The organism is Micromonospora sp. NPDC049114 (genome assembly GCF_040648635.1).
Classification (GTDB): Bacteria; Actinomycetota; Actinomycetes; order Mycobacteriales; family Micromonosporaceae; genus Micromonospora.
In genome coordinates, this window is record NZ_JBEZEA010000004.1 from 24,476 (window position 1) to 43,382 (window position 18,907).

Below are 18,907 nucleotides of genomic sequence, written 5' to 3' on the forward strand. Positions count from 1 at the left end.
GATGGCCAAGAAGGCGCTGATCCTCAAGGCGGCCGCGAAGCCGAAGTTCTCGGTTCGCGCGTACACCCGCTGCCAGCGGTGCGGGCGTCCGAAGGCGGTCTACCGCAAGTTCGGGCTCTGCCGGGTCTGCATCCGGGAGATGGCCCACCGCGGTGAGCTGCCGGGTGTGTCCAAGGCTTCCTGGTAAGGGCGACCGCGTCCCGGCTGTCGGCCGGGAACTCCTGCACCGATTAGGTATTGCTCTTCGCCGTAGGCCCGGGGCTGGTGCCCCGGGAACCCCGGCGAGAAAGGCTGACGAAATCCATGACGATGACCGACCCGATCGCAGACATGCTCACGCGTCTGCGTAACGCCAACCAGGCGTACCACGATCAGGTGAAGATGCCCTACTCCAAGATCAAGGCGAACATCGCCGAGGTCTTGAAGGCCGAGGGTTACATCGCCACCTGGTCGGTCGAGGAGCCCGAGGAGGGCGCCGTCGGCAAGCGACTGGTCGTCGAGCTGAAGTACGGCCAGAACCGGGAGCGGAGCCTGGCCGGCATCAAGCGCGTGTCCAAGCCCGGTCTCCGGGTGTACGCCAAGTCGGACGGGCTCCCGCGGGTGCTCGGTGGGCTGGGCGTGGCGATCATTTCGACGTCCCAGGGGCTGCTGACCGACCGGCAGGCCCGCAAGCGGAGTGTTGGCGGGGAAGTCCTCGCCTTCGTCTGGTAACGGGAGACTGGTAGAAATGTCGCGAATTGGACGTAAGTCGATCCCGGTACCAGCCGGCGTCGACATCACGATCGACGGGCAGACCGTCAAGGTCAAGGGCCCGAAGGGCGAGCTCCAGCACACGATCGCCGACCCGATCACGATCGAGCGCGCGGAGGACGGGCAGCTGAGCGTCAACCGCCCGAACGACGAGCGCAAGGCCAAGGAGCTGCACGGCCTGAGCCGTACCCTGGTCGCCAACATGATCGTCGGCGTGACCGAGGGCTACCGCAAGAGCCTGGAGATCGCCGGCACCGGTTACCGGGTCACGGCCAAGGGTTCGGACCTCGAGTTCGCGCTCGGGTTCTCGCACCCGGTGCTCGTTCCCGCGCCGGCGGGCATCACCTTCACGGTGGAGCGGCCGACCCTGTTCCACGTGGCCGGCATCGACAAGCAGCAGGTCGGTGAGGTCGCCGCCAACATCCGGAAGATCCGCCCGCCGGAGCCCTACAAGGGCAAGGGCGTGAAGTACCAGGGCGAGGTCATCCGCCGCAAGGCTGGAAAGGCAGGTAAGAAGTGAGCGCCACGCTGCTCAAGCGCCGCCGCGGCGTTGCCGCCAAGCGCGCCGTCGGGCGTGCGCGTCGGCACTTCCGCGTCCGCAAGAACGTCAGTGGTACGGCCGAGCGTCCGCGCCTGGTCGTCACCCGCTCGCTGCGGCACATGGTTGCCCAGATCGTCGACGACACCAAGGGTCACACCCTGGCGTCGGCGTCGAGCCTGGACGCCTCGCTGCGTGGCACGGAGGGCGACAAGAGCGCCCTGGCCGGCAAGGTGGGCGCCCTGCTCGCCGAGCGGGCCAAGGCCGCCGGCGTCTCCAAGGTCGTCTTCGACCGCGGTGGCAACCGGTACGCGGGGCGAGTCGCCGCGCTTGCCGACGCCGCCCGCGAAGCCGGGCTCGAGTTCTAAACAACCCCGTCACGAGAGATAAGGAAGGCTGCTGATGCCAGGTCAACAGCGCCGTGGCGGCGGGTCCGGTGGCAACGAGGGTGGTCGCCGCGACAACCGCCGTGAGGGCGGCCGCGGAAACGCGCCCGTCGAGAAGACCCCGCACCTTGAGCGGGTCGTCGCGATCAACCGCGTCGCCAAGGTCGTGAAGGGTGGTCGTCGCTTCAGCTTCACCGCCCTGGTGATCGTGGGCGACGGCGACGGCACGGTCGGCGTGGGCTACGGAAAGGCCAAGGAGGTGCCCGCGGCGATCGCCAAGGGTGTCGAGGAGGCCAAGAAGCACTTCTTCAAGGTTCCGCGGATCGGCCAGTCGATCCCGCACCCGGTCACGGGTGAGGACGCCGCTGGCGTCGTGCTGCTCAAGCCGGCCTCGGCCGGTACGGGTGTCATCGCCGGTGGTCCGGTGCGCGCCGTGCTGGAGTGCGCCGGAATCCACGACGTGCTCTCCAAGAGCCTCGGCTCGTCGAACCCGATCAACATCGTGCACGCCACCGTGGCGGCCCTGAAGGGGCTTGAGTCCCCCGAGCAGGTCGCGGCGCGTCGTGGCCTGCCGGTGGAGGACGTCGCGCCGGCCGCCATGCTGGCGTCTCGTGCGGGGGTGGCGCGCTGATGGCACGTCTGAAGGTCACCCAGCTCCGGTCCGGTATCGGGACCAAGCACAACCAGCGTGAGTCGCTGCGTTCGCTCGGTCTCAAGCGGATCAACGACGTGGTGGTCAAGGAGGACCGGCCCGAGATCCGCGGCATGATCTTCACTGTGAGCCACCTCGTGAAGGTCGAGGAGGTCGAGTAATGACGATCAAGGTTCACCACCTGCGCCCGGCGCCCGGTTCCAAGACCGCTAAGACCCGTGTGGGTCGCGGTGAGGGTTCCAAGGGCAAGACCGCTGGTCGCGGTACGAAGGGCTCCAAGGCCCGCAAGAACATCTCGGCGGCGTTCGAGGGTGGGCAGATGCCCATCCACATGCGCCTGCCGAAGATGAAGGGCTTCAAGAACAAGTTCAAGGTGGTCTTCCAGGTGGTCAACCTGGACCGGCTCGCCGAACTGTTCCCGAACGGCGGCCAGGTTGGCCCGCTCGAGCTGGTCGAGGCCGGCGCGGTCCGCAAGGGCCAGCCGGTCAAGGTCCTCGGCACCGGGGACCTCGGCGGGGTGGCGCTCCAGGTGTCGGCGCACGCGTTCAGCGCGTCGGCCAAGGAGAAGATCGCTGCCGCCGGTGGCTCCGCCACCGAGCTGTAAGGCGTACGACCTCGGCGCCCGTCAGTTGTGAATAACTGGCGGGCGCCTAGGTCTGCCTGGGGCGTGTGCGCCCGGTAATATCGGATTCGGTTTATGTAGCCGGGCACACCTGCCCGGAGCGGGACAGGGCTGTTAGAGTCCCATCCCAGCCATGGATTGCGGGCACTCGCCCGTGATCCACCCCCACCCGCCAGGGATCACCGGCGGCCCGCCTCGCGCAGGAGGAAGAAGTTGCTGTCCGCCTTTCTCAGTGCGTTCCGTACGCCTGACCTGCGCAAGAAGCTGCTGTTCACAGTAGGCATCATCGCGGTCTACCGGCTGGGTGCCACGCTCCCCAGCCCGGGCGTCTCGTACGGCAACGTGCAGAAGTGCCTCGACTCCATCTCCGGTGAGACGACGGGCCCGCTGAATCTGCTCAACCTCTTCTCCGGCGGGGCGCTGCTACAGCTCTCGGTCTTCGCGCTGGGCATCATGCCCTACATCACCGCGTCGATCATCCTGCAGCTGCTGACCGTCGTGATCCCGCGTCTGGAGCAGCTCCGCAAGGAGGGCCAGGCCGGTCAGGCGAAGATCACGCAGTACACCCGCTACCTGACGCTCGGTCTCGGCGTGCTGCAGGCCTCGGCGTTCGTGGCCCTGGCCCGCTCGGGGCAGCTGTTCCAGAACCGCTGCGACCAGTTCCCGATCATCCCCGAGGGCACCGGCATCCCGGACTGGCTGACCCTGTCCATCCTGGTGATCACCATGACCGCCGGCACCGGCATGGTCATGTGGCTCGGTGAGCTGATCACGGACCGCGGCGTCGGCAACGGCATGTCCGTCCTGATCTTCACCTCGATCGCGGCCCGGCTGCCCGGTGAGGGCTGGCAGATCAAGACCAGCCAGGGCTGGGGCAAGTTCGCGCTCGTCATCGCGCTGGTTCTGGTGGTCATCACCGCGGTCACCTTCATCGAGCAGGCGCAGCGCCGGATCCCGGTGCAGTACGCCAAGCGGATGATCGGCCGGCGGATGTACGGCGGCACCTCGACCTACATCCCGCTGAAGGTCAACCAGGCGGGTGTCATCCCGGTCATCTTCGGTTCGTCGCTGCTGTACCTTCCGCAGCTGGCGCTCCAGTTCTTCGACCAGAACGACCCGGGCAAGGTCCAGGCGTGGATCCAGAACAACCTGGTCGCTCCGAACAGCCCGATCTACATCTCGGTCTACTTCCTGCTGATCATCTTCTTCACGTACTTCTACGTCTCGATCACGTTCAACCCGACCGAGGTCGCGGACAACATGAAGAAGTACGGCGGGTTCGTGCCGGGTATCCGGCCGGGCAAGCCGACGGCCGACTACCTGGACTTCATCCTCAGCCGGATCACCCTGCCGGGCGCGCTCTACCTCGGCATCATCTCGATCCTGCCGAACTTCTTCTTCATCTGGCTGGACAGCCAGCAGTACCAGAACTTCCCGTTCGGTGGCACCGCTGTGCTCATCATGGTCGGCGTCGGTCTCGAGACCGTGAAGCAGATCGAGAGCCAACTCATGCAGCGGAACTACGAAGGGTTCCTGCGGTAGATGAGACTCGTTCTGGTTGGCCCGCCGGGTGCGGGTAAGGGCACGCAGGCAGAGTTCGTCGCCGCGCACCTGTCGGTACCCAAGATCTCGACCGGAGACATCTTCCGCTCGAACGTCACCCAGGGCACGCCGCTCGGCGTCGAGGCGAAGCGTTACATGGACGCAGGCGAGCTGGTTCCGGACGAGGTCACCATCAACATGGTCCGGGACCGGCTCGCCGAGCCGGACGCGAGCGAGGGCTTTCTGCTCGACGGCTTCCCGCGGACGACTCCGCAGGCCGCCGCTCTGGACAAGCTCCTCGCCGATCTGGGCACCGCCCTGGATCTGGTCCTGGAGCTGGTGGTCGACGACGACGAGGTGATCCGGCGGCTCTCCGGCCGGCGCACCTGCCGGGGTTGCGGCAAGATCTGGCACGTCGAGTTCGACGCCACCACCCGGCCGGGCATCTGTGACAGGTGCGGCGCCGAGCTGTTCCAGCGCGACGACGACAAGCCGGAGACCATCGCCACCCGCCTGCGGGAGTACAGCGAGAAGACCGCGCCCCTGGTCGACTACTACGGCGCCCAGGGCAAGCTGGTCGGGATCGACGCCACCGGTCCGGTGGAGGACGTCACCACCCGGGCCATCGACGCCCTGCGGTCGTACGGCGGCTGAGGTTCTCCCCCCGCCACGGCGGATAGAGTGCGAACAGCGGGGTACGCGAGACGTGCCCCGCTGAATAGCCACGAAAGGTAACCGCTCCATGCGTCGTCCCCAGCTGGACATCCAGCTGAAGACCCCTGACCAGATCGAGAAGATGCGCGCGGCCGGGCTCGTGGTCGCCGAGGCCCTGCGCCGGATGCGCGAGGCGGTGGCCCCGGGTGTGAGCACCGCGGATCTGGACGCCATCGCCGAGTCGACGATCCGCGAGGCGGGCGCCGTCCCGTCCTTCAAGGGCTACCACGGCTTCCCGGCGTCGATCTGCTCGTCGGTCAACGAGCAGATCGTGCACGCCATCCCCTCGCCGGAGCAGGTGCTCGCCGAGGGTGACCTCATCTCGATCGACTGCGGCGCGGTGCTCAACGGGTGGCACGGGGACTCGGCGATCACCGTAGGGGTGGGCGACGTCGACCCGGCGCTGCTCAAGATGGCCGAGGTCGCCGAGGACGCGATGTGGGCGGGCATCGCCGCCGCGGCGCGTGGAGCGGCAAGTGGCAAGGGGCGGCTCACCGACATCTCGTACGCGGTGGAGACGGCGGTCCGCAAGGGCGGCCGGTACGGCATCGTCGACGGCTACGGTGGCCACGGCATCGGCACCGAGATGCATCAGGACCCGCACGTGCTCAACCACGGCCGGCCGGGCAAGGGGCCGCGTCTCGTCCCCGGGATGGCGCTGGCGATCGAGCCCATGATCACCATGGCGTCCCCGCGTACTGTCGAACTGGCCGACGGTTGGACTGTCGTCACCCGGGACGGGTCGGTAGCGGCGCACGTCGAGCACTCGATGGCGCTGTTGCCCGACGGTGTGTGGGTGCTCACGGCCTTCGACGGCGGCCGCGCCCGCCTGGGCGACCTGGTGACCGCCCGCCAGCCCGCAGAAACCAAGACCCCCTGACCCCAGCCCCACCCCGCCCATTGATCATGAATTTGTTGCCCTGACACGCCGGTGCGGTTGGCAACAACTTCATGATCAACCGGTGTCGGGGGTCGGGCGGACTGGCGTGACGGTGGCATGCTTGCCGGCATGGACGGGCGCGACAGGATGCGAGCCGCGGACGCGGACCGTGAGATGGTTGCCGACCGGCTGAGGGCCGCCCTCGGTGAGGGACGGTTGGACCTGCACGAGTACGACGAGCGGGTGCAGCGTGCGTACGCGGCACGCACGTACGCCGAGCTGGACGCCCTGCTCACCGATCTGCCCCCGGTGGCGCCACCGGAGCATTCGGCCCTGCGGCCGGCCGCCGCGCCGGCAGAGCCGCCCGTCGGTCGGCTTGGCTCGCTCGGGCGCGGCCACGTCGGTCGCTGGCTGGCCGAGGTGTGGCTGCCGTACGTGCGGGTGGTCGCCATCGTGGTGACCATCTGGGGCGTGACGTCGCTGCTGAGCCAGGAACTGCAGTACTTCTGGCCGGTGTGGGTGGCCGGGCCCTGGGGTGCGGTGCTGGTGCTCCGGACGGTCGGTGGGCTGGCCGGGGGAGAGCCCCGCCGCCAGGCGATCGAGCGCGAGCGCCGGCGTGAGCGCAAGCGGGCCAAGCGGGAGCTGCGCACCGAGGGACCGGAGGGTCCCGGGCCCACAACCTGACCCACCCGCAGCCGATGATCATGATCGATCGCGGTGTTTCGCCTCGACAAGCTCATGATCGACATTCGGTGGGACGCCGGTCCGCGGAGATCATCGGAGGGCTGGGCGGGGGAGCGGTGGCCGACGCGAGGCCGCCGTGGGTGGCCGGTTTGGCGACGGCGTGCAGGCCGGCGTACACTTTCTGTTCGGCGCACAGCGTCCACTCCGGCATGCCCACCCTGCGCTTCGGTGGGACCTGGAGCCGCGGCTGGCGCGGGCTTCTGATCATGGTCAGTTTCCCGTGTAAGACGTTGTGGGCCGCCCGGAGCAATCGACGTCAGGACAGCGGAGGACATGCCGAAAAAAGACGGAGCCATTGAGATCGAGGGTCGGGTCATCGAGCCCCTGCCGAACGCCATGTTCCGGGTGGAGCTCGCGAACGGCCACAAGGTGTTGGCTCACATCAGCGGCAAGATGCGGCAGCACTACATCCGCATCCTGCCGGAGGACCGGGTCGTCGTCGAACTCTCGCCGTACGACCTGACCCGCGGGCGCATCGTCTACCGCTACAAGTAGTCCTGACGGCGGCCGGGAAGTCCCGTGTCCGTCTTCGACGTCCGGTCTCGCGCCTCGCGCGTTCCCGGGCCAGATGGGAAGTAAGGCAACCGTGAAGGTCAAGCCGAGCGTCAAGAGGATCTGCAACAAGTGCCGGGTTATCCGCCGGCACGGCCGGGTCATGGTCATCTGCACCGACCCGCGCCACAAGCAGCGCCAGGGCTGATCTCAGCCCGTCCGGCCGGACACGGCCGGGTGGCGTTGCTTCGGGCAGATCCTTAGCGACACACACATCACACATGCTCGTCCCAGCCGCGAGCGGTACGTGAAGACGTACTCCTCTCGTGGCTGACCCCCGGTCGGAGGCCGGGGCCCGCTCGGGCAGCGACCGATCCCGGTCGCCGGCGCTGACAGCGTCGGAAAGACGGGACGGCCGGTAGCGGGGTGGGACGGGTCCACACCTCCGCCACACATCACGAGGAGTACGCCCGCACATGGCACGTCTAGTCGGCGTGGATCTCCCCCGCGAGAAGCGGATGGAGATCGCGCTCACCTACATCTTCGGGGTCGGTCGCACCCGCGCCCTGGAGACACTCGCCGCTACCGGCATCTCGCCGGACAAGCGCGCTCGGGACCTCACGGACGAGGAGCTCGTGCAGCTCCGCGACCACATCGAGGGCAACTACAAGGTTGAAGGCGACCTGCGCCGCGAGGTCGCCGCTGACATCCGCCGCAAGGTCGAGATCGGCTGCTACGCCGGCATCCGGCACCGCCGGGGCCTGCCCGTGCGTGGCCAGCGGACCAAGACCAATGCACGGACCCGCAAGGGCCCGAAGCGGACCGTCGCCGGCAAGAAGAAGCCCGGCAAGAAGTAATTCTTTAACCGGAATTCTGGTCGTTCTCCGTCGAGGTAGGCCGGGCTCCAACCGGAACCGGTGTCTACGTCATCAACGGGGCGACAAGCCACAGAACCCATTCAGGAGCGCACAGACTTATGCCACCGAAGGCTCGTGCCGGAGCCGCTGTCAAGAAGGTCCGGCGCAAGGAACGCAAGAACGTCGCCCACGGGCAGGCGCACATCAAGAGCACGTTCAACAACACCATCGTGTCCATCACGGACCCGACCGGTGCGGTCATCTCCTGGGCCTCCGCTGGCCAGGTGGGCTTCAAGGGCTCCCGCAAGTCGACTCCGTTCGCCGCGCAGCTGGCCGCCGAGGCCGCCGCGCGTCGCGCCATGGAGCACGGCATGCGCAAGGTCGACGTGTTCGTCAAGGGCCCCGGCTCCGGCCGGGAGACCGCCATCCGTTCGCTGCAGGCAGTGGGCCTCGAGGTCGGGCAGATCTCCGACGTCACCCCGCAGCCGCACAACGGGTGCCGTCCGCCGAAGCGTCGCCGGGTCTGAGAGGTAGAGAGAGATGGCTCGTTACACCGGTGCAGACTGCCGCCGTTGCCGGCGGGAGAAGATGAAGCTGTTCCTCAAGGGCAGCAAGTGCGATGGTCCGAAGTGCCCGTTCGAGTCCCGGCCGTTCCCGCCCGGGCAGCACGGCCGCGGCCGCACCAAGGAGACGGAGTACCTGCTCCAGCTCCGTGAGAAGCAGAAGGCCCGTCGTGTCTACGGCGTGCTGGAGAAGCAGTTCCGCGGTTACTACGAGGAAGCCGTTGGCAAGCAGGCCAAGACCGGTGAGGTCCTCCTGCAGATCCTCGAGTCGCGGCTGGACAACGTCGTTTACCGGGCCGGCTACGCCCACTCGCGGGACATGGCCCGCCAGCTGGTCAAGCACGGTCACTTCACGGTGAACGGCAAGAAGGTCGACATCCCGTCGTACCGCGTCAAGGAGCACGACATCATCGAGGTCCGGGGCAAGAGCAAGGAGCTCACCCCGTTCGTGGTGGCGCAGGCTCAGGCCGGTTCGAAGACGGTGCCGGCCTGGCTGGAGGCAATCCCCAGCCAGATGAAGGTGCTCGTGCACTCCCTCCCGGCCCGGCAGGTCATCGACACGCAGGTCCAGGAGCAGTTGATCGTCGAGCTCTACTCCAAGTAGTCGGGCTCGTTGCGGTGGCCCGCCCTTCGGGGCGGGCCACCGGAACAGTTTGTGTCGTGGACGTCAAATAGCGGGCGTCCCGGAAGAGAAGAGACAACATGCTCATCAGCCAGCGACCCTCCCTCTCCGAGGAGTCGATCAACGAGACCCGGTCGCGGTTCGCCATCGAGCCGCTCGAGCCGGGCTTCGGCTACACCCTGGGCAACTCGCTGCGGCGCACGCTGCTGTCGTCGATCCCGGGTGCGGCGGTCACCTCGATCAAGATCGACGGCGTGCTGCACGAGTTCACCACGATCCCCGGTGTCAAGGAGGACGTGGTCGAGCTCGTCATGAACATCAAGGAGCTGTGCGTCAGCTCCGAGCACGACGAGCCGGTCAGCATGTACCTGCGCAAGCAGGGCCCGGGCGACGTGACGGCGGGCGACATCCAGCCCCCGGCCGGCGTCTCGGTGCACAACCCGGACCTCAAGCTCGCGACCCTCAACGGCAAGGGCCGGCTCGACATGGAGCTGACCGTCGAGCGGGGCCGGGGCTACGTGACGGCTGCACAGAACAAGCAGTCCGGCGCCGAGATCGGCCGCATCCCGGTCGACTCGATCTACTCGCCGGTGCTGAAGGTGACGTACCGCGTCGAGGCGACCCGCGTCGAGCAGCGCACCGACTTCGACCGGCTCATCATCGACGTCGAGACCAAGCCGTCGATGGGCCCGCGTACCGCGCTGGCCTCCGCCGGTTCGACGCTGGTGGAGCTGTTCGGGCTGGCCCGGGAGCTGGACGAGACCGCCGAGGGCATCGACATCGGGCCGTCCCCGCAGGACGCCCAGCTGGCGGCGGACCTCGCTCTGCCGATCGAGGAGCTGGACCTCACCGTCCGCTCCTACAACTGCCTCAAGCGCGAGGGCATCAACTCCGTTGGTGAGCTCATCGGGCGTACCGAGGCCGACCTCCTCGACATCCGCAACTTCGGTCAGAAGTCGATCGACGAGGTCAAGATGAAGCTCGCCGGGATGGGTCTCGGGCTGAAGGACTCGGCTCCGAACTTCGACCCGGCGCACGTCGTGGACACCTTCGGCGAGGCCGACTACGACACCGACGACTACCGCGAGACCGAGCAGCTCTAGTCCGCGCTGCCGCCACAACTGAGGAGCACCAAAAATGCCCACGCCCACCAAGGGCCCCCGCCTCGGCGGCAGCCCCTCGCACGAGCGGCTGATGCTCGCCAACCTGGCGACCGCGCTGTTCCAGCACGGCAAGATCCAGACCACCGAGACGAAGGCCCGGCGGCTGCGCCCGCTGGCCGAGCAGCTCATCACCAAGGCCAAGCGCGGTGACCTCGCCTCGCGGCGGCGGGTGCTGGGTGTCGTCAAGGACAAGGACGTTGTCTACGCCCTGTTCGACCAGATCGCGCCCCGGTACTCCAACCGCCCCGGCGGTTACACCCGGATCGTGAAGACCGGTCCGCGCAAGGGTGACAACGCGCCGATGGCCATCATCGAGCTGGTGGAGGAGCTTCAGGTCGCCGAGCCGAAGGTGAACAAGAAGACCGCCGCTCGCAAGGCCGCGCAGCAGGACAAGGTCGAGGCGCTCGCCCCGGCCGAGGAGGCCCCGAAGTCGGCTCCGGCCGACCAGGACTCCGAGGCGCCGGTGTCGGCGTCCGGTGACACCGACGCCGCCCGCGAGGACAGCGACGAGGCCACCGAGAACAAGGCCTGACCAAGGGCAACATCGGGCCCGGCACCCCTTTCGGGGTGTCGGGCCCGACCCGTAACAGGAGGTACGAGGTGGACGAGCGGATCCGGCTGCGGCTGGACGTCTCGTACGACGGCGCCGGTTTCTCCGGCTGGGCGCCCCAGCCGACCCGGCGGACCGTCGCCGGGGTGCTCGTCGAGACCCTGGACCTGGTCCTCGGCGCGGGCACGGCGACCGGTCTGACCGTCGCGGGTCGCACCGACGCGGGGGTGCACGCCAGCGGGCAGGTCTGCCACCTGGAGCTTCCCGCCGAGGTGTGGCGCCAGCACGAGGGGCGGCTGCTGCGCCGGCTCGCGCGGTTGCTCCCCACCGACGTGCGGGTACGGGCGATGTCGGAGGTGCCGGCCGACTTCGACGCCCGCTTCTCGGCCACCTTCCGGCGCTACGAGTACCGGGTGACCGACGCCCCGTACGGCGCCGAGCCGCTACGCCGGCACGAGGTGCTGGCCTGGCCGCGACCGCTGGACCTGACCGCCCTGAACGCCGCCGCGGCGGGTCTGGTCGGTGAGCACGACTTCGCCGCGTACTGCCGGCGCAAGGAGAACGCGACGACGCTGCGCGAGGTGACCCGGCTGGACTGGCGGCGCGACCCGGACGGCATCCTGGTCGCCACCGTGCAGGCCGACGCGTTCTGCCAGGCGATGGTCCGCAGCCTGGTGGGGGCGATGCTCGCGGCCGGCGACGGCCGTCGGGCGGTCCAGTGGCCGGGCAGCCTGCTCGACCGGCAGGAGCGCTCCAGCGAGGTGACGGTGGCTCCGGCGCACGGCCTCACCCTCGTCGCGGTCGGCTACCCGGCCGACCCGGCCGACTACGCCCGCCGCGCGGACCTGACGCGCCGCCTGCGCGTGCCCGTCGAGGGCTGACCGGCGGCCGGGCCGCAGACGCCGACGGGTGTGCCACCGGTGGGCGGCACACCCGTCGGGCGGTGGTGTGGATCAGTCTCCGGGGAGTTCGCCGTCGTCGCTGCCGCTCTGGGTTCCGCTGCCCTCGGTCGGCGCTGCAGTTGGTTGGCCGGCCGTGCCGCTGTCGGCCCGCCGTTGCAGGACGCCCCGGCTGAGGTGCGCCTCGATCATGTCGAACAGGATCTCCCGGATCTTGGCATCGCCGGGCTTGACCGCGGCTCCGTCCGCGCGGACCACCAGCGCGTACGCCAGGTAGTGGCCCCGGACCTGCCAGACGACCCGGGCCGGAGCGGTGGCCAGGACATCGGTGTCGTCGCCGGCGGTCAGCCCCCGGAACCGGCCCTGCCGGTCGTCGAGGAGTTGCCGGATCCGGTCCCGGGCCCGTTCGGCGCTGACCTTGTCGGTGAGGTTGAACAGGCCCGCGGTGACCAGGTGGTCGCCGCCGGGCGCCCGCAACGTCGCCCGGACGACCTGGTTGCAGCCGAGCCGGACGAGCAGGTCGGCAACCTCGTCGGTGGCGGCGACTGCGCAACTGCCGCTGGAGTGTGTCTTGAGGATCTCGTAGGCGCTCTGGCCGTCGGCGAGCTTCACCTCCTTGCCGGGAAAGAGTTCCTTCGCGGTGAGCGGCGCCTGGTCGGTGTCCCGCGAGTCGAGATCCTGCCGCTGTGCGGAGGCGGACGCGGCGACGTTCGGCTGGTACGTCGGGGTGGCCTGTGGCGTCGGGTCGTCGTCCACCAGCAGCGCGGCGGCGCCCAGGCCGCAGAGCGCGAGCAGGACCAGGACTGCCGCACCGCCGACCAGCACCTGCCAGAGCCGCCCGCCGCCGCGGCGGGTGGGCGGCTCCACCGGCTGGGCCGACGTGTAGACCTGACTGCGCGGGGCCGCGACCGGGGTGCTGACGCGGGTGACCGGCGGCGGCTGGGTCGACGGCAGCATCAGCTGGTTGGGCCGGGGCAACGACGGAGCGGGAAAGCGGGACGGTGAGGGGCCGGCCGGCGGAGGCGGACCGGCGCCGAGCACGGCCAGGTCGGACCCGGGCTCCGGGTCCTCGAATGCGTCCTCTTCGGACTCGTACCGATACACCATGTCGCCCAGAGTAGGAGCCATTGTCCCTTTAGGGGGTAATATTGGGAAATGCGGCTGTGGGCCGTGTCGTGGCCCGCCCGAGCCGGTGCGAGAATTGCCGGCGTGACCGGCGACCATTACTTCACCGCGCAGCCCGCCAGCGATGCGCCGGCGCGCGACGTCGAGTTCTCCGTCGCCGACCGCGACTACCAGCTCGTCTCGGCGGGCGGTGTCTTCTCCGCCAGCCGCCTCGACCCCGGCACCGCAGTGCTGCTGCGCAAGGCCGAGCTGCCCGCCGCCGACACCGCCGGTGCCCTGCTCGACCTCGGCTGCGGGTTCGGCCCGATCGCCTGCGTGCTGGCCGACGTGGCACCGGCGGCCACCGTCTGGGCTGTCGACGTCAACGCCCGCGCCCGCGAGCTGACCGCCGCCAACGCGGCCCGGATCGGCGCCGCCGACCGGATCCGCGTCAGCGCACCTGACGACGTGCCGGCGGACCTGCTGTTCGCGCAGCTGTGGTCCAACCCGCCCATCCGCATCGGCAAGGACGAGTTGCACGAGCTGTTGCTGCGGTGGCTGCCCCGACTCGCCCCGGACGGCGTCGGCTGGCTTGTCGTCGCCCGGCACCTCGGCGGCGACTCACTGCAGCGCTGGATCGTCAACCAGGGTTGGCACGTCGAGCGGCACGCCAGCCAGAAGGGCTTCCGGGTGCTGCGGGTCACCCGGTAATTGGATGTCCCTCCCGGCCCCCGCTGGGGCAGGATCCCGGCGTGGGATACGTGGACGTGGCAGCGGTCGGGCACATCCTGCCCGACGGTCGGGAACTCTTCGCCGACGTGTCGTTCCGGGTCGGGGAGGGCGCCAAGGTAGCCCTGGTCGGGCCGAACGGCGCGGGAAAGACGACGCTGCTGAGGATGGTCGCCGGCGACCTGGCGGTGCGTACCGGCACCGTCGCGCGGGCCGGCGGGCTGGGCGTGATGCGCCAGTTCATCGGCATGATCGGCGACGAGACGACACTGGCCGACCTGGCGCTGTCGCTGGCCCCGCCGCCGCTGCGCGACGCCGGCCGCCGGCTCGCCGAGACCGAGACGGCCATGCGGGCGGCCGAGGTCCGCGGCAAGTTCAGCAGCGCCGCGGGCAAGGCCCAGCTGGCGTACGCCGACGCGCTCGGCGCCTGGGGCGAGGCCGGCGGGTACGACGCCGAGGTGCTCTTCGACACCGTCGCGACGATCGTGCTCAACCAGCCCTGGGACGCCGTCCGGGACCGGCCGGTGCGCACCCTCTCCGGTGGTCAGCAGAAACGCTTCGCCCTGGAGCTGCTGCTGCGCGGCCCGGACGAGGTGCTGCTGCTCGACGAGCCGGACAACTTCCTCGACGTACCCGGCAAACGCTGGCTGGAGGCGCGGCTGCGCGAGTCCACCAAGTCGGTGCTCTACGTCTCGCACGACCGTGAGCTGCTGGCCCAGAGCGCCGACCGGGTGGTCGCGGTGGAGGGCGGCAGCGCCTGGGTGCACCCGGGTGGCTTCGCCAGTTGGTACGAGGCGCGGGTCGCCCGGCACGCCCGTCTCGACGAGCTGCGCCGACGCTGGGACGAAGAACACCAGAAGCTGCGCGAACTGATGCTGATGTACAAGCAGAAGGCCGCGTACAACGACGGTCTGGCCTCGCGCTACCAGGCCGCGCAGACCCGGTTGCGCAAGTTCGAGGAGGCCGGGCCGCCGCCCGTACCGCCAAAGGACCAGGACATCCGGATGCGGCTGACCGGCGGGCGGACCGGCAAGCGCGCGGTCGTCTGCGAGCAGCTGGAGCTGGACGGCCTGACATTCCCCTTCGACCTGGAGATCTGGTACGGCGACCGGGTGGCGGTGCTCGGTGCCAACGGCACCGGCAAGTCGCACTTCCTGCGGCTGCTGGCCCGGGGTGGCACCGATCCCGACCCGGCGAACGGGCCGGTCGACGGGGCGGGAGCGCTCGCCCCGGTGGCGCACGACGGCACGGCCCGGCTCGGCGCCCGGGTCCGTCCCGGCCACTTCTCCCAGACCCACGACCGACCGGAGCTGATGGGAAAGACGCTCGTCGAGATCCTGTGGCGGGGTGACGAACACCGCACCGGGATGGACCGGCACGCGGCGATGGGGGTGCTCAGCCGGTACGAGCTGGCCGGGCAGGGCGACCAGCGGTTCGGCACGCTATCCGGCGGGCAGCAGGCCCGGTTCCTGGTGCTGCTGCTGGAGCTGTCCGGGGCGACACTGCTGCTGCTCGACGAGCCCACCGACAACCTCGACCTGGCCAGCGCGGAGGCGCTCGAAGCGGGCCTGAACGCGTTCGAGGGGACGGTGGTGGCGGTCACCCACGACAGGTGGTTCACCCGCTCGTTCGACAGGTTCGTGCTGTTCCGCGGCGACAGCGAGGTGGTGGAGACCCCGGAGCCGGTCTGGGACGTCGGGTGATCCCCGCCGACCTGCCCGACCGGCTTTGCGGTGTCGAGGGGGTGGTCGCCGTGGCGCTCGGCGGTAGTCGGGCGCGCGGCGAGCAGCGCCCGGACTCCGACTGGGACCTGGGTCTCTATTACCGGGGTGAGCTGGACGTGCCGGCGCTGCGTGCAGTCGCCGCGACGGTCGCCGATGACACCGACGTCGCGCTCACCGCCCCCGGTGGTTGGGGCCCTTGGGTCGACGGGGGTGGTTGGCTGCGGATCGGCGGGGTCGCGGTGGACTGGATCTACCGGGACCTCGACCGGGTGCACCGCGTCTGGGCGGACTGTCGGGTCGGCCGGTACGAGGTCGTGGTGCAGGCCGGGCACCCGCTCGGTTTCTACTCGTCCGCCTATGTCGGCGAGGTAGCGCTGTGCCAGATGCTGGCGGACCCGACCGGCGAGCTGACCCGCCTGCGGGACCAGACTCGGGAGTTTCCGCCCGCGCTGGCCGACGCGCTTGTGGCCGGCGGCTGGGAGGCTGAATTTTTGCTGACCGGCGCGGCCAAGGCCGCCGTCGGCGGGGACAGCGGGTACGTCGCCGGCTGTCTGTTCCGGGCGGTCGGGGTGCTCGCCCAGGTGCTGCACGCCCGGGCGGGCCGGTGGTTGGTCAACGAGAAGGGGATGATCGCCGCAGCGGGGCTGCTGCCGGGGGCGCCTCTGCATTTCGCGCAGCGGGCGCAGGCACTGCTCGGTGGCGTCGGCCGCAGTCCGGCCGAGCTGGCCGCGACCATCAACGCCGCCCGTGAGCTGGTCACCGAGGTGGTCGGTTGAGCCACCGCCGGGGTGGCCCGTGCCCGGCCGACATAGGGTGGATCTCGTGACTGAGTTAACGCTTCCCGACGGATAATTCCAGGGGATATCCGGCTCGGACCGCATTCGACCCCGCATCCCGAAGGGAGGTGGTCACATGTCTCACGTCGTCAGCACCGGCACGGTCGCGTTCTACCGTGGCGAGGATCGTCCTCGCGGCGTTGAGGTCGCGGCAGGCAGTGAAGCCGCAGGCCGCGCACTCGAAAACTCTGACGCTCAACCCGATGCGCTGCTTGGCTCTCGCCGCGCACGAGGAACACGTCATGCTCGTGTAGGCGGGCGGAACCAGCACCACCTTCCGGCCCGCCCGCGTGCCCTGCTGGATCAGTTCCCGCTTTGCCGCGCCGATTGCGGCGTCAGCGGCCTTACGTGCCATCGTGGACCTAGCCAAAAACGTCGGTTTGAAGTCTTCCACGGCGATCACCTGGTGGTGGTCGACGACTCGTTTCGCCCACTGGCGGGAGTCGTGGGTGTTCTGCCGGGCAGCTTTCTTGTGCAGCTTCGCCGCCGCGCGCTTGGCTCTGCGGTAGCCGTTGGAGTGCGTGTGACCCTTCGGGCGGCGTCGGCGGGCCATCTTCCGCTGCGCCTTGGCCAACTCAGCGGCGCACCGCTTGCGATGCCCGAGGTACGGCAAATCGAATCGGGCATCGGTGGTCGTGGCGGTGGTCTTCACGCCCCAGTCAACGCCGATAGACTTGGACGCCCGGGGTGCGGCAGCGGCCTCACGGCGGACGACAAACGATGCGTACCAGTGCCCGAGGCTGTCTTGGTAGACGCGCACGCTGGTCGGTGGAGACGGCAGGTCTCGAGACCACACGACGGGCACGGTGATGCCACCGGCAAGGCGCAGCCGCGTGTCGACGATGGTAAAGCCACGCAGGGTGTACTCCATGCTGGGCAGCGATCGTTTGCGGCTTTTCACCGTCGGCCGTCCGCGGCCTGGGACGGTGAACGAGTGACGCAGTGCGGCCGCGTAAGTGCGCAGGGTCTGTTGCTGGGCGACCTGCGAGCCGGCGCGCAGCCACCCGTTTCGGGCGCGGGCTTCAGTGAGCATCTTGGACAGGCCGCCGAAGGTGGGCTTCGCGCCGACCTTCTGCTGGTGCACTGCCTCGTTCCACAGGAATCGGCAGCGGCCCCATTCGGCGAGCAGTGCGGCCGTCGCCGTCGCGCCAGGGCGCAGCCGGTAGGTGTAGCGCACCACCTCCATCACAACAATCACTATAAAGCGCGCCGGCAGATAGTTCCGGGATGGTTCAGGTCGGATCCATCAATAACGTCGTCTACCGCTGCGTTACCACGGCGTGTGGTACCCGAAGTGCCGCCGACCCGTCGTGGCGGCGGCAGTGGACAGGTCGTCGGGACATATGCAGCAAGATCTCCTGCGCTTCAAATCCAGACTGCGAATCTTATGGATCAACGGCTATTTCGTCGCCACAACCGGCGGCGCGACCTCAGAGGTGGTCAACGCTATGTCGACAACCAGCGCAACGGGTGAACTGATTCCGCATCTCAACACGATTAAAGCCGAGGATGTCTCATGAGCGACCCCATGACCTATCGCCGGCTGGGCGACTCCGGGCTCGTGGTGTCCGTCGTCGGCATCGGCTGCAACAACTTCGGCCGCAAGCTGGACCTCGACGGCACCCGCGCGGTGGTGGACGCGGCCCTGGACGCCGGGATCAACCTCTTCGACACCGCCGACATCTACGGCGAGCCGCAGGGCGGCTCCGAGGAGCTGCTCGGGCAGGCACTCAAGGGCCGCCGGGACGACGTGGTGGTGGCCACCAAGTTCGGCATGGACATGAACGGCCTCAACGGGCCGGACTTCGGTGCCCGGGGCGCGCGGCGCTACATCGCGCGCGCGGTGGAGGCGTCGCTGCGCCGGCTCGGCACCGACCACATCGACCTGTACCAGATGCACGAGCCCGACCCGGGCACCCCGATCGACGAGACCCTCGCCGCCCTGGACGACCTGGTCCGCGGCGGCAAGGTGCGCTACCTGGGCAACTCCAACTTCGCCGGCTGGCAGATCGCCGACGCCGACTGGGTCGCCTCGTCCAACGGCCGGGCCCGTTTCATCAGCGCCCAGAACCACCACAGCCTGCTGGAACGCTCGGTGGAGACCGAGATCATCCCGGCGTGCGAGCGGTTCGGGCTCGGCATGTTGCCGTTCTTCCCGCTCGCCAACGGTCTGCTCACCGGCAAGTACAAGCGCAGCGAGCAGCCCCCGGCGGGCAGCCGCCTCTCCGGCGGTGGCCGGTACGCCGAGCGGCTCGCGGCTGCCGACTGGGACACCATCGAGGCCATCGAGTCGTACGCGGGCGAGCGGGGCCTGACCATGCTCCAGGTCGCGATCGGCGGGCTGGCCGCCCAGCCGGCCGTGACCTCGGTGATCGCCGGCGCCACGACGCCCGAGCAGGTGCACGCGAACGCCGCCGCCGGCACGTGGGAGCCCAGCGACGACGACCTGGCGGCACTGCGCGCCATCCTCTGAGCGCGGCGAACGACAACGGGCCGGGCCGCTCATCGCGGCCCGGCCCGGTCGTTGTGGTGGCGCCGAA

Annotated in this window: 26 protein-coding genes; 24 read left to right on the plus strand and 2 right to left on the minus strand. The window is 69.4% G+C overall.

The window, feature by feature from the left end; genetic code table 11:
- Position 1: 1 nt before the first annotated feature.
- The 19 genes from AB0B39_RS15015 to truA all read left to right on the plus strand — a co-directional run bounded on the left by AB0B39_RS15015 (position 2) and on the right by truA (position 11,956).
- On the plus strand, positions 2–187 hold the full coding sequence (locus tag AB0B39_RS15015) for a type Z 30S ribosomal protein S14 (RefSeq protein ID WP_007073023.1): 186 nt from the start codon (positions 2–4) through the stop codon (positions 185–187).
- Between the two features lie 116 nt (positions 188–303).
- Positions 304–711, plus strand: a complete 408-nt coding sequence (rpsH, locus tag AB0B39_RS15020; RefSeq protein WP_007465270.1) for a 30S ribosomal protein S8 — start codon at positions 304–306, stop codon at positions 709–711.
- 16 nt (positions 712–727) lie between these two features.
- Positions 728–1,270: a 50S ribosomal protein L6 gene (rplF, locus tag AB0B39_RS15025; RefSeq protein ID WP_234583435.1), complete on the plus strand. Its 543-nt coding sequence runs from the start codon at positions 728–730 to the stop codon at positions 1,268–1,270.
- On the plus strand, positions 1,267–1,656 hold the full coding sequence (gene rplR, locus AB0B39_RS15030; RefSeq protein WP_234583434.1) for a 50S ribosomal protein L18: 390 nt from the start codon (positions 1,267–1,269) through the stop codon (positions 1,654–1,656). Before rplF ends, rplR begins: the two co-directional genes overlap by 4 nt.
- Before the next feature lie 34 nt (positions 1,657–1,690).
- Positions 1,691–2,305 carry a 30S ribosomal protein S5 gene (gene rpsE / locus AB0B39_RS15035; RefSeq protein WP_007465263.1) on the plus strand — a complete coding sequence of 205 codons (615 nt, stop codon included), beginning with the start codon at positions 1,691–1,693 and terminating at the stop codon, positions 2,303–2,305.
- A complete protein-coding gene (gene rpmD / locus AB0B39_RS15040) occupies positions 2,305–2,487 on the plus strand; it encodes a 50S ribosomal protein L30 (RefSeq protein ID WP_007465262.1) in 183 nt (60 codons plus the stop codon). The genes rpsE and rpmD overlap by 1 nt, the downstream gene beginning before the upstream one ends.
- A complete protein-coding gene (gene rplO, locus AB0B39_RS15045) occupies positions 2,487–2,930 on the plus strand; it encodes a 50S ribosomal protein L15 (protein ID WP_007465260.1) in 444 nt (147 codons plus the stop codon). The genes rpmD and rplO overlap by 1 nt, the downstream gene beginning before the upstream one ends.
- Before the next feature lie 231 nt (positions 2,931–3,161).
- Positions 3,162–4,490, plus strand: coding sequence for a preprotein translocase subunit SecY (gene secY, locus AB0B39_RS15050; RefSeq protein WP_357494489.1), 1,329 nt, complete (start codon positions 3,162–3,164; stop codon positions 4,488–4,490).
- Complete coding sequence (locus AB0B39_RS15055; protein ID WP_007465256.1) at positions 4,491–5,144, plus strand: adenylate kinase; 654 nt, start codon at positions 4,491–4,493, stop codon at positions 5,142–5,144. It begins immediately after the preceding gene.
- A gap of 88 nt (positions 5,145–5,232) precedes the next feature.
- Positions 5,233–6,084 carry a type I methionyl aminopeptidase gene (map, locus tag AB0B39_RS15060; protein WP_357574576.1) on the plus strand — a complete coding sequence of 284 codons (852 nt, stop codon included), beginning with the start codon at positions 5,233–5,235 and terminating at the stop codon, positions 6,082–6,084.
- Positions 6,085–6,231: 147 nt separating this feature from the next.
- Positions 6,232–6,768, plus strand: coding sequence for a DUF1707 domain-containing protein (locus AB0B39_RS15065; RefSeq protein WP_357574731.1), 537 nt, complete (start codon positions 6,232–6,234; stop codon positions 6,766–6,768).
- Between the two features lie 333 nt (positions 6,769–7,101).
- Positions 7,102–7,323: a translation initiation factor IF-1 gene (infA, locus tag AB0B39_RS15070; protein WP_007073013.1), complete on the plus strand. Its 222-nt coding sequence runs from the start codon at positions 7,102–7,104 to the stop codon at positions 7,321–7,323.
- 91 nt (positions 7,324–7,414) lie between these two features.
- Complete coding sequence (gene rpmJ, locus AB0B39_RS15075) at positions 7,415–7,528, plus strand: 50S ribosomal protein L36 (protein WP_012184307.1); 114 nt, start codon at positions 7,415–7,417, stop codon at positions 7,526–7,528.
- A 268-nt stretch (positions 7,529–7,796) separates the two neighbouring features.
- Positions 7,797–8,177 carry a 30S ribosomal protein S13 gene (rpsM, locus tag AB0B39_RS15080; RefSeq protein ID WP_007465236.1) on the plus strand — a complete coding sequence of 127 codons (381 nt, stop codon included), beginning with the start codon at positions 7,797–7,799 and terminating at the stop codon, positions 8,175–8,177.
- Between the two features lie 119 nt (positions 8,178–8,296).
- Positions 8,297–8,704, plus strand: coding sequence for a 30S ribosomal protein S11 (gene rpsK / locus AB0B39_RS15085; RefSeq protein WP_007073011.1), 408 nt, complete (start codon positions 8,297–8,299; stop codon positions 8,702–8,704).
- 13 nt (positions 8,705–8,717) lie between these two features.
- The gene (gene rpsD / locus AB0B39_RS15090; RefSeq protein ID WP_007465229.1) at positions 8,718–9,344 is read left to right on the plus strand and encodes a 30S ribosomal protein S4; all 627 of its coding nucleotides are present in this window, start codon (positions 8,718–8,720) and stop codon (positions 9,342–9,344) included.
- 98 nt (positions 9,345–9,442) lie between these two features.
- Positions 9,443–10,465, plus strand: a complete 1,023-nt coding sequence (locus AB0B39_RS15095; protein ID WP_007465227.1) for a DNA-directed RNA polymerase subunit alpha — start codon at positions 9,443–9,445, stop codon at positions 10,463–10,465.
- A 34-nt stretch (positions 10,466–10,499) separates the two neighbouring features.
- Positions 10,500–11,057: a 50S ribosomal protein L17 gene (rplQ, locus tag AB0B39_RS15100; protein WP_234583431.1), complete on the plus strand. Its 558-nt coding sequence runs from the start codon at positions 10,500–10,502 to the stop codon at positions 11,055–11,057.
- A 68-nt stretch (positions 11,058–11,125) separates the two neighbouring features.
- Positions 11,126–11,956, plus strand: a complete 831-nt coding sequence (truA, locus tag AB0B39_RS15105; RefSeq protein WP_357494486.1) for a tRNA pseudouridine(38-40) synthase TruA — start codon at positions 11,126–11,128, stop codon at positions 11,954–11,956.
- A 72-nt stretch (positions 11,957–12,028) separates the two neighbouring features.
- Here truA and AB0B39_RS15110 read toward each other — a convergent pair whose 3' ends face one another.
- Complete coding sequence (locus AB0B39_RS15110; protein ID WP_357574577.1) at positions 12,029–13,081, minus strand: hypothetical protein; 1,053 nt, start codon at positions 13,079–13,081, stop codon at positions 12,029–12,031.
- A gap of 102 nt (positions 13,082–13,183) precedes the next feature.
- On the opposite strand from AB0B39_RS15110, the gene AB0B39_RS15115 reads away from it, so the two are divergent.
- From AB0B39_RS15115 to AB0B39_RS15125, 3 genes are read left to right on the plus strand one after another with little or no spacing between them, the layout of a single operon-like run.
- On the plus strand, positions 13,184–13,789 hold the full coding sequence (locus tag AB0B39_RS15115) for a methyltransferase (RefSeq protein WP_357574578.1): 606 nt from the start codon (positions 13,184–13,186) through the stop codon (positions 13,787–13,789).
- A 41-nt stretch (positions 13,790–13,830) separates the two neighbouring features.
- The gene (locus AB0B39_RS15120; protein ID WP_357574579.1) at positions 13,831–15,510 is read left to right on the plus strand and encodes an ATP-binding cassette domain-containing protein; all 1,680 of its coding nucleotides are present in this window, start codon (positions 13,831–13,833) and stop codon (positions 15,508–15,510) included.
- Entirely contained in the window at positions 15,507–16,307 is an 801-nt protein-coding gene (locus AB0B39_RS15125; protein ID WP_357574580.1) for a nucleotidyltransferase domain-containing protein, read from the plus strand. Before AB0B39_RS15120 ends, AB0B39_RS15125 begins: the two co-directional genes overlap by 4 nt.
- Positions 16,308–16,362: 55 nt before the next feature.
- On the opposite strand, the gene AB0B39_RS15130 is transcribed toward AB0B39_RS15125, so the two are convergent.
- Positions 16,363–17,553 carry a transposase gene (locus AB0B39_RS15130; RefSeq protein ID WP_357574732.1) on the minus strand — a complete coding sequence of 397 codons (1,191 nt, stop codon included), beginning with the start codon at positions 17,551–17,553 and terminating at the stop codon, positions 16,363–16,365.
- Positions 17,554–17,710: 157 nt separating this feature from the next.
- Between AB0B39_RS15130 and AB0B39_RS15135 the strand changes: the two genes are divergently transcribed.
- Together AB0B39_RS15135 and AB0B39_RS15140 are read left to right on the plus strand one after the other, a co-directional pair.
- Entirely contained in the window at positions 17,711–17,887 is a 177-nt protein-coding gene (locus AB0B39_RS15135) for a hypothetical protein (protein WP_357574581.1), read from the plus strand.
- Positions 17,888–17,895: 8 nt separating this feature from the next.
- Positions 17,896–18,840, plus strand: a complete 945-nt coding sequence (locus AB0B39_RS15140; protein WP_357574733.1) for an aldo/keto reductase — start codon at positions 17,896–17,898, stop codon at positions 18,838–18,840.
- Positions 18,841–18,907: the final 67 nt, after the last annotated feature.